The sequence below is a fragment of the Nodularia chucula CCY0103 genome (assembly GCF_963923915.1).
Taxonomy (GTDB): Bacteria; Cyanobacteriota; Cyanobacteriia; order Cyanobacteriales; family Nostocaceae; genus Nodularia; species Nodularia chucula.
Genome location: NZ_CAWUOL010000001.1, coordinates 204,543 through 212,312, shown reverse-complemented (window position 1 = coordinate 212,312; position 7,770 = coordinate 204,543). Strand labels below are relative to the sequence as shown.

Sequence of the window (7,770 nt, the reverse complement as noted above, 5' to 3'; positions counted from 1 at the left end):
CCCTAGTAGTTTACTTCTACTTGTGTGTACACCGTAGGCAAGCGAGGAGGGGAGACATAGCAGAGGTTTGGCGGGTTTGCGGGTTTAGTAAGTATTTAACCGGACTCGTAGTTTTTCACAGACGATAATGATTGCGATATCTACACGAACGCTTGCCTAGAAAAAAATAAACTACGATAAATTATAGAAATACATTCATAACCACCTGATGTTAATAACATACACTGCAAAATATACAAAAATTAATAGCGGATATATGGGACAACTCATTGAATGGCAAGAAGTCATCACTGAGGGAGAAACTCTAGAAGAATGTCGAGCGATGTTACAAGATGCAACCAAAGAAATGATTCTTGCCTATCGTCAACAAAATAAAGAAATTCCTACAGGCAATTCTTTACTCGAACAAATTCCTGTAGAGGTTTGAGTGTGTCAGTTAAACGAAAAGATTTAATTAAATAGTTAGAACAGAATGGATTCTATTTGTTAAGAGAAGGAGGAAATCATTCTATCTATAGTAATGAGACAAAAACTATTCCTGTAAAAAGGCATCGTACCATTGATCGCATTACTGCCAATTAAATTTGCAAACAAGCAGGTTTATCACCTAATTTTTAAAAGCTCACGCAGAGTGGCAGAGGCGCGGAGAATGGAGTTAAATTGAGGTATGGCTATTTCATACTAATATCAATCACTGGTAGAGGATGTCCCAGCTTCAACCCCAGCAAAATCCAATCTTCCAGTGTTGAGCGTAACTCATTTTCACACTCGCGCAAAGTCGAGCCAAAGGCTATGACTCCCTGACAAATAGGGATTCTACCTGCAAATGTACCATCTTCGAGCTTGTCATAAACTGCACTAGCGATCACTTGTTCAAAATAGTCGCTCAAAATGAAGCGTCTAGCCATGAAATTACATCTTATTCAGATGATTAAACTATAAGTTATCAGTTTAATATTATTGTCTCACGAAAATAGGCAATTTCTCAAGACAAAGCACCAGGATTTATACTTCACTTAAATTTTAGAATAATTAGCGATCGCCGATCAAGAGTTAGAGATAAATTTAGTGGCGATCGCCTTTCACTCCACTCCACAATGGGAGATAATTACAATGAGCGATCGCCTGACTACATTACAGTTGCTAGTTAAATTCCCATATCTGCCAAAAAACTCATTTTACAACTAAGCCTCAACTTTTACACCTTTCCAAAAAGCCACATAGCCTTCAATATTTTTAGCCTTTTCTTTTGCACTAGGATAGTACCAAGCAGCATCCTGGTTAGTTTGTCCATCTACTTCAATGCTGTAGTAACTGGCGACACCCTTCCAAGGACAACTAGTATGAGTGTTACTTTCTTGGAAATATTCCTTCTTAATAGCGTCTGCGGGGAAATAATGATTACCTTCCACCACAACAGTATTATCACTTTCGGCTAAAACAGTACCATTCCAAATTGCTTTCGGCATAATTCACCCTGTCAATAAACTTTACACTTTACATTTTGACACTCATCCCAACTCTTGGTGCGGGCTGAAAGCATATTTCATCAATAATTCTGTATCCTCTGCGCCACTGTGGTTGCTTTTTCTCTGACTGATTCCCAAATTCAACCTGATGACTTAAGTAACCCTAAGTAAAATGAATCAGTTCTTATACATTCTACACACCATGAAAACCTTAATTTTCTGTACCCTGATATTAGGACTGACTAGTTGTGTACCAGCTAACAGCACCAATAATAATCAACCTATTTCGAGCAACGATACCACCGAGAATCTAGAATTTCGGGCTTTTGGGACTGAACCCTTTTGGAGTGTCGATGTTAGCTCCAGTGGAATTGTCTATTCTTCATTAGGAAGGGATCAAAAAGAAGATTTTCCTTATGTGGAACCATTGGGGGCTGATGGACGCTTTCTAGAGACAGTCAGAGTTTATCGACTGGGGGAAGCAAACAACACAATGTTGATTATCAGAAAAGCTAATAACTGTAGTGATGGAATGTCAGATAACTTATATCCTTACTCAGCCTTGTTTATTCAAGGTGACATGGTTTTGGAAGGTTGCGCGAATAAAATTTAGCTTGTTGTGAATTAGGAGACGGAAAAAAGTCAAGTCCTCACTACAAACCTTTAATTAGGGTTTGCTGTCGTAGCTAATAGCTATTTTAGGGTTGACATCTGACAGGGACTGAAAACCTTTGCTAATACCGTAACGGACAGTTTTAAACTCTACATGGTTTGTCCCTGGATGATAGAGTGTATAAATTGCTTCCCCTGGATTTCTGCCCACATTACCCACCCCAATTACCTGACGCGCCGAGACTTGCACAGTTTGGGGAGATGCTTGATTATCTAGGGTTGTAACTCCGCTAGTAATTGACCCCCCTTGGAGTTGATATTGAAAAGCCAAGCCAGAACGACCACAAAATAAGTTATTGGCTTGCATTCTTGATAAGCGGTCTAGCATTTGAATTGGCGGTGTATCTGGGGTAAGTGCTTCGTCAATTCCTACTGTTGTACCGTGTATTAATAAAGAATCCAGTTCAAAAAAACCAAAGTCTAGGGTCATTAACCATTGTGCCATTGGTCGGGAAACGCATTCCCACAGCAATTTAACTGTTTCTCCCCCATATTTAGCGATTAATTCTGTCGGTTCGCCACTTCCCCCCAATCCGTGGAGAATAAAACACTGTTCTTCCCACCAACCTTTACAAATCAGTGGTTCTAGTTCTCCCCGTTGGGGGTTTAGCACCCGTTTAACTAATTGTTCAGTTTCGCGCCGGGGTCCGACTAAATCGCCCAAAATATACAACGCTTCCACATTATTTTGACGCTTAATATCCGCCATGACAGCTTCATAAGCCGCCAAGTTACCTTCAATTCCGCTTAAAATTGCCCACTTATTCATACAAATTTTAGATTTTTTTGGATTAATAATTCCCCACTCCCTACTCCCCACTAACGAGTACAAACATGGGTAGGGTCATCAGCCCTTTCCGCAAATTCTAAGCCTTGGGCTAAACGCCAGGCAAATATTTTGGGTAAACCTTTTTCGATAATTGCTGCACAGGTTTTCTGATAGTCGTAAGGTATTTCTCTCAATGTGACTTCTTGAGTATCTGTGTTATAAATTACATAGGTGGCATTGGGTCGCCCATGTCGGGGTTCGCCTACAGAACCGACGTTAATAATTCGCTTGAGGGAAGCATTAAAGCTCTTTTCTGCTGCTGCTTTTTCCTGACTTTGGACACGAATTTTTAAACTACCTCCGTCTAGATTACGCACATAAGGTACATGAGTATGTCCACAAAAAAGCACGTCTGCATCTGTGGAAAGTACGCGCTCTAAAGCGGCAAAGGCATCAAGTTCTGGTAATAAATATTCGTGGTTGCTGTGGGGGCTACCATGAACGAAGGCTAGATTTTCTTCACGTAAACTGTGGGGTAGTTGGGCGAAAAATCCCCGGTGTTCTGGATGTATTTCTTTATCTGTCCACTCATGAGCAATTTTTCCCCGCTTCTCTGCTAATAATGAGGGATAACTACAATCACAAGCGTTCAAGCCTTCAACTATATCTTCATCCCAACAACCCATACAGGTGGGAATATCTAACGCCCGAATTTGTGTAACTACGGCGTTGGGATGGGGGCCATATCCTACTAAGTCTCCTAGACAGAAGATTTTATCGGCTTTTTGTTGGTCTATATCTAATAAGACGGCATCTAATGCTTCATAATTGCCATGAATACATGACATAACTGCTATTTTCACTCTATAGTCTCCTCTGTAAGAATTTGTTTTACTTGTTCTTGGTATTGGGCGATCGCACCATCTGACAAATAGCAATCTTGTAATGTTTGTTTAATGGCCGACTCATCTAAGTTTTCTCCCCAGACTTCCAAACCACTGAAACGCTGCGGTCTTCCTTCTAAGTGGCGTGGTAGGTCTAATTCTAGAAAATCTGTAGTAGCTACACCTGCGACAAAATCGGCGTATAATGCCCTTCCATCAGCAACATCAAAAATTCCTTTAGCACGGCTGACTGTGCCATAAGCACCGTGGGATAGTTCATACCAAAATTCATTTAAACTATCTTCGTCGATAACTTGACCATTGGTAGGCGATCGCCAAATCTGATTTTGGGCAATACTAGTCTCAATATCCAGCCCTTTAACAATTTTTGCCGCCCAGGGGTGATATTCCGAATCTTTCAGCTGCGACGGTAAAACTGCAACAGACTGATATGGAACATTTCCGACAATTTGCTCAATTGTTTTTAGTTCTAAATAAAATCCTAGTTCTATATAAATAGTCTCAGCCCCTGCTAGTTGGTTGAGAAATTCTACCTCTTGGCCATCACTAAAAACTTTCACCTCTGGAAACTCCGCACTCAGACGAATCTGGTCAATGGGGACATTCCCAGTTCCAGGGCTAAAATAAATTACATTTTCCGCAGAAGGGGTATTACGTAGCTGTTGGCAAATCCAAGTAGTTTTGCCACAACCCGCCGGGCCAGCAACAACGGTAATCATCGATATACTCATAATTAAATGATAATCATTTTCATAGCACTTGCAAACACCATGTCCGTCAGAATTTGACCTAAAAAAATTCTGCAAAGCTGATAAATTACTCTTTACCAAAAATGCCAAAATATATTTAGGTACTTCAGGAGGTCTTATGTCTCTTACTGTCCAAGACTTAGAGAAAATGCAAGCAGCTCATCCTGACTATCGCATGGAATTGGTAGACGGGAACGTAGTTGTTATGAGTCCATCGGGTTACGAATCGGAAGAAGTAGGAACTGAATTTGCAGCGCTGCTGAGGAATTGGGTAAGACCACGGCAGCTAGGACGTGTAACTGGTTCCAGTGCTGGCTTTAGATTACCTAACAAAGATTTACGCGCTCCCGATGTATCATTTATCCGAGCAGATAGGCTCAAACGTTCTACAGAAGATTATGCCGAATTGCTACCCGATTTAATAGTAGAGGTGAAGTCTAAAACCGATTCTTTAGATAAACTCCGGGAAAAAATTCAAGAATTTATCAGCCTGGGGACTCAAATCGGCATTTTAATTGACCCTAGAACCAGAACTATGGAAGTTTACCGTTCTAGTGAGAAAATAGTATTACAAAATGGTGATATCCTGACTTTGCCAGATTTACTCCCCGGTTGGGAAGTGAACATTGCCGAAATTTGGTCGCCAGTATTCGAATAATATTACGCGCACCAGAAACTACGAATTACGTTAGCGAAGCTCCTCTGTTCGCGTAGCGTTCCGCAGGAAAAGAGGCATTACGAATTACAAATTACCAAACTATGACAAATCAAGCTCCTATCCCAGTTATTGTTAACGGTGCGGCCGGTAAAATGGGACGCGAAGTTATTAAAGCCGTGGCGCAAGCACCAGATTTAAACTTAGTGGCTGCAATTGATACCAGTCCAGAACATCAAGACCAAGATGCTGGAGAATTGGCAGGTTTAAGTGAACCTTTAGAAGTACCAATTACCAATCAATTAGAAGCCATGCTGGGTTATGTAGCTGGCGATCGCCAGTCACCACCGGGAGTCATGGTAGACTTTACCCACCCTGATGGAGTTTATGATAATGTGCGGAGTGCGATCGCCTACGGGATTCGTCCAGTAGTTGGTACCACAGGCTTAAGTCCCGAAAAACTCCAAGAATTAGCCGATTTTGCCGAAAAAGCTAGTACAGGTTGTCTAATTATTCCCAACTTTTCCATAGGCATGGTACTGTTACAACAAGCCGCAGTCACAGCCTCCCAATATTTCGACCATGTAGAAATTATTGAACTGCACCACAACCAAAAAGCCGACGCACCCAGTGGAACAGCAATTCAAACCGCACAATTACTAGGAGAACTCGGTAAACCTTTTAACACTGCAATTGTAGAAGAAACCGAAAAAATACCAGGAGCCAGGGGCAGTTTAGCAGAAGAAGGAATTAGGATTCATAGCGTGCGTCTGCCGGGACTGATAGCCCATCAAGAAGTGATATTTGGCGCACCCGGACAAATTTATACATTAAGACATGATACCAGCGATCGCTCCTGTTATATGCCAGGAGTTCTGCTAGCAATTCGCAAAGTCTCGCAGATCAAGTCATTAGTGTATGGATTAGAAAAAATTCTTTAACTGGCAAACTCAGCACTTATGTTAGTCCCACTGACACGGAAAAAATTTGAACAACTCGTTCCCTTCATTGCCACTGGCGCACAATACCAGTACTACGCCGGGAAATTTTCAAATTTTTTGCAACGACTGTTAATTTCTGTCATCGCCATAGCCATAATTCTCTTAGGAGAAGTTCTCTTACGCCTAGAATTTAACCTCATCACATTTCTCGTTGGAGTCCTGAGTGCTTTTTTTTGGCTCTGGTATCCCGTATTTCAAGCCAGCATACGCAATGCAAAATGCCGACGTTATAAATACTGTGGATTTTTTCGCGGTCGCATCCTCGACTGGTGGATTACAGACAAATTAATGGGCAAACAAGAAACCGTTAACAATAAAGGTGAGTTAGTCATTGTTGAAAATCGGGAAAAACTGATTAACTTAGAAATTGGCGACAACACAGGATTTACAGTGGAATTACAAGCACCACTGCGTAACTCCTACAAAGTCATTCTCCGTGGTCAAGTTGCCGAAATGATTCTCATGTCCAACCGTTCTGACTTGAGCCGCATTGAAGAATTTACCGATGTCTACATTCCCAGTTGTGACCTGTGGGTAAACGACTATCCTTATCTCCGAAGAGACTTTTTTAGTGAAGTCAGTCGGCGCTTACGTAAAAAACAACCAGAAAGACCAAACCGCCGTCGCCGCAGAATGGATTAAGATCAAATCCGTCTGAATAGGTATATAGCTAGGGAGTAGGGAGTGGGGAGTAGGGAGTGGGGTAAAAGCCTTTTGGTGTCTAACTTTGATGATCAGTTTATGTCCTAACGTCCTTGAGGGTTGCTATAACATCTATTCCATAGCATAAAACCACAAGATATAGGTATAAAACTGTTCCCTGTTCCCTGTTCCCTGTTCCCACTAAAAGACTTTAACTTAACTTTTTCCTCTCTCCTTACCATAGGCTTGCCAAGCCAAATCCACCAATCCATCAACAATAGCAGATGCCACAACAGCATTACCTTTGCGACTCTCAATAATGATGTGAGGAATTAGAGAATCTTGTAAACGCTCTTTAGTTTCATCCCCATTCAGAAAAGTCACAGGAGTAGCAATTATCAGCGCTGGCTGAATTTCCTCATCTGCAATTAAATCTACTAAAGCAGTTAGAGCAGTTTGAGCTTGACCAATCACAAAAATTCCCTCTGGATAACGCTTGGCTAAAGTTTCAATTCCCCAAGCTGGACGAGATTTTTCTTTTTGTGGCCGTGTTAAAGCCTCCGAACTGCAATAAACAGGATTAGCAAAAGTATTTTGAATATCCTGGGCAATGCCTACTTGTACCATTGGTACATCCACTACAATTGTAGTCCGTGCCGCTAAAGCCGCCGCACCAGCTTGTAAAGCACGCTCAGAAAAGTGAATCAGAGATTTATATTCAAAATCAGCCGTGGCATATATCACTCTCCTGACAATTTCATACTCTGAGGGTGAAAAAACATGACTACCTATTTCACTATCAATGATTGCTAAACTTTCAGCATCAGTTACGTGCCATTCCATTGCTATTCAGCTCTGAGATACCAGATTTCAGCTTATCAGTTTCAGGAACACTGGGTCTTGAGTAT

General features: G+C 41.4%; 11 protein-coding genes and 1 pseudogene. 6 read left to right on the top strand and 6 right to left on the bottom strand.

Annotated elements, in window-relative coordinates:
- Positions 1-208: 208 nt before the first annotated feature.
- Both ACM0OP_RS00910 and ACM0OP_RS00905 read left to right on the top strand, forming a co-directional pair.
- Positions 209-427, top strand: coding sequence for a type II toxin-antitoxin system HicB family antitoxin (locus ACM0OP_RS00910; RefSeq protein WP_414526494.1), 219 nt, complete (start codon positions 209-211; stop codon positions 425-427).
- Positions 428-474: 47 nt separating this feature from the next.
- Positions 475-582 (top strand): annotated as a pseudogene (locus ACM0OP_RS00905) (type II toxin-antitoxin system HicA family toxin); the annotation flags it as partial.
- Between the two features lie 89 nt (positions 583-671).
- On the opposite strand, the gene ACM0OP_RS00900 reads toward ACM0OP_RS00905, so the two are convergent.
- Both ACM0OP_RS00900 and ACM0OP_RS00895 read right to left on the bottom strand, forming a co-directional pair.
- Entirely contained in the window at positions 672-908 is a 237-nt protein-coding gene (locus tag ACM0OP_RS00900; protein WP_414526493.1) for a type II toxin-antitoxin system HicB family antitoxin, read from the bottom strand.
- 276 nt (positions 909-1,184) lie between these two features.
- Positions 1,185-1,469: a DUF427 domain-containing protein gene (locus ACM0OP_RS00895; RefSeq protein WP_414526492.1), complete on the bottom strand. Its 285-nt coding sequence runs from the start codon at positions 1,467-1,469 to the stop codon at positions 1,185-1,187.
- A gap of 172 nt (positions 1,470-1,641) precedes the next feature.
- Here ACM0OP_RS00895 and ACM0OP_RS00890 point away from each other — a divergent pair, with 172 nt between their 5' ends.
- Positions 1,642-2,082, top strand: coding sequence for a COG3650 family protein (locus tag ACM0OP_RS00890; protein ID WP_414526491.1), 441 nt, complete (start codon positions 1,642-1,644; stop codon positions 2,080-2,082).
- 54 nt (positions 2,083-2,136) lie between these two features.
- Here the strand turns inward: ACM0OP_RS00890 and ACM0OP_RS00885 are convergent, their stop codons facing one another.
- The 3 genes from ACM0OP_RS00885 to ACM0OP_RS00875 are packed head-to-tail and all read right to left on the bottom strand — an operon-like array spanning position 2,137 to position 4,546.
- Positions 2,137-2,910: a metallophosphatase gene (locus ACM0OP_RS00885; RefSeq protein ID WP_414526490.1), complete on the bottom strand. Its 774-nt coding sequence runs from the start codon at positions 2,908-2,910 to the stop codon at positions 2,137-2,139.
- A 50-nt stretch (positions 2,911-2,960) separates the two neighbouring features.
- Entirely contained in the window at positions 2,961-3,773 is an 813-nt protein-coding gene (locus ACM0OP_RS00880) for a metallophosphoesterase family protein (protein WP_414526489.1), read from the bottom strand.
- A complete protein-coding gene (locus ACM0OP_RS00875) occupies positions 3,770-4,546 on the bottom strand; it encodes a CobW C-terminal domain-containing protein (RefSeq protein WP_414526488.1) in 777 nt (258 codons plus the stop codon). The genes ACM0OP_RS00880 and ACM0OP_RS00875 overlap by 4 nt, the downstream gene beginning before the upstream one ends.
- A gap of 136 nt (positions 4,547-4,682) precedes the next feature.
- Between ACM0OP_RS00875 and ACM0OP_RS00870 the strand changes: the two genes are divergently transcribed.
- From ACM0OP_RS00870 to ACM0OP_RS00860, 3 genes are all read left to right on the top strand, one after another.
- Positions 4,683-5,222 (top strand): Uma2 family endonuclease, encoded by a 540-nt coding sequence (locus ACM0OP_RS00870; RefSeq protein ID WP_414526487.1) that lies wholly within the window; start codon positions 4,683-4,685, stop codon positions 5,220-5,222.
- Between the two features lie 101 nt (positions 5,223-5,323).
- Positions 5,324-6,160, top strand: coding sequence for a 4-hydroxy-tetrahydrodipicolinate reductase (gene dapB, locus ACM0OP_RS00865; protein ID WP_414526486.1), 837 nt, complete (start codon positions 5,324-5,326; stop codon positions 6,158-6,160).
- Between the two features lie 18 nt (positions 6,161-6,178).
- Entirely contained in the window at positions 6,179-6,862 is a 684-nt protein-coding gene (locus ACM0OP_RS00860) for a phosphate ABC transporter permease (RefSeq protein ID WP_414526485.1), read from the top strand.
- A gap of 216 nt (positions 6,863-7,078) precedes the next feature.
- Here ACM0OP_RS00860 and ACM0OP_RS00855 read toward each other — a convergent pair whose 3' ends face one another.
- Entirely contained in the window at positions 7,079-7,705 is a 627-nt protein-coding gene (locus ACM0OP_RS00855) for a precorrin-8X methylmutase (protein ID WP_414526484.1), read from the bottom strand.
- Positions 7,706-7,770 lie beyond the last annotated feature (65 nt).

What these genes read in the sequence shown, in the direction of transcription:
- ACM0OP_RS00910 (WP_414526494.1), top strand. Translation starts at nt 209, where the DNA reads ATGTTAATAACATACACTGCAAAATATACAAAAATTAATAGCGGATAT.
- ACM0OP_RS00900 (WP_414526493.1), bottom strand. Translation starts at nt 908, where the DNA reads ATGGCTAGACGCTTCATTTTGAGCGACTATTTTGAACAAGTGATCGCT.
- ACM0OP_RS00895 (WP_414526492.1), bottom strand. Translation starts at nt 1,469, where the DNA reads ATGCCGAAAGCAATTTGGAATGGTACTGTTTTAGCCGAAAGTGATAAT.
- ACM0OP_RS00890 (WP_414526491.1), top strand. Translation starts at nt 1,642, where the DNA reads ATGAATCAGTTCTTATACATTCTACACACCATGAAAACCTTAATTTTC.
- ACM0OP_RS00885 (WP_414526490.1), bottom strand. Translation starts at nt 2,910, where the DNA reads ATGAATAAGTGGGCAATTTTAAGCGGAATTGAAGGTAACTTGGCGGCT.
- ACM0OP_RS00875 (WP_414526488.1), bottom strand. Translation starts at nt 4,546, where the DNA reads ATGAGTATATCGATGATTACCGTTGTTGCTGGCCCGGCGGGTTGTGGC.
- ACM0OP_RS00870 (WP_414526487.1), top strand. Translation starts at nt 4,683, where the DNA reads ATGTCTCTTACTGTCCAAGACTTAGAGAAAATGCAAGCAGCTCATCCT.
- dapB (WP_414526486.1), top strand. Translation starts at nt 5,324, where the DNA reads ATGACAAATCAAGCTCCTATCCCAGTTATTGTTAACGGTGCGGCCGGT.
- ACM0OP_RS00860 (WP_414526485.1), top strand. Translation starts at nt 6,179, where the DNA reads ATGTTAGTCCCACTGACACGGAAAAAATTTGAACAACTCGTTCCCTTC.
- ACM0OP_RS00855 (WP_414526484.1), bottom strand. Translation starts at nt 7,705, where the DNA reads ATGGAATGGCACGTAACTGATGCTGAAAGTTTAGCAATCATTGATAGT.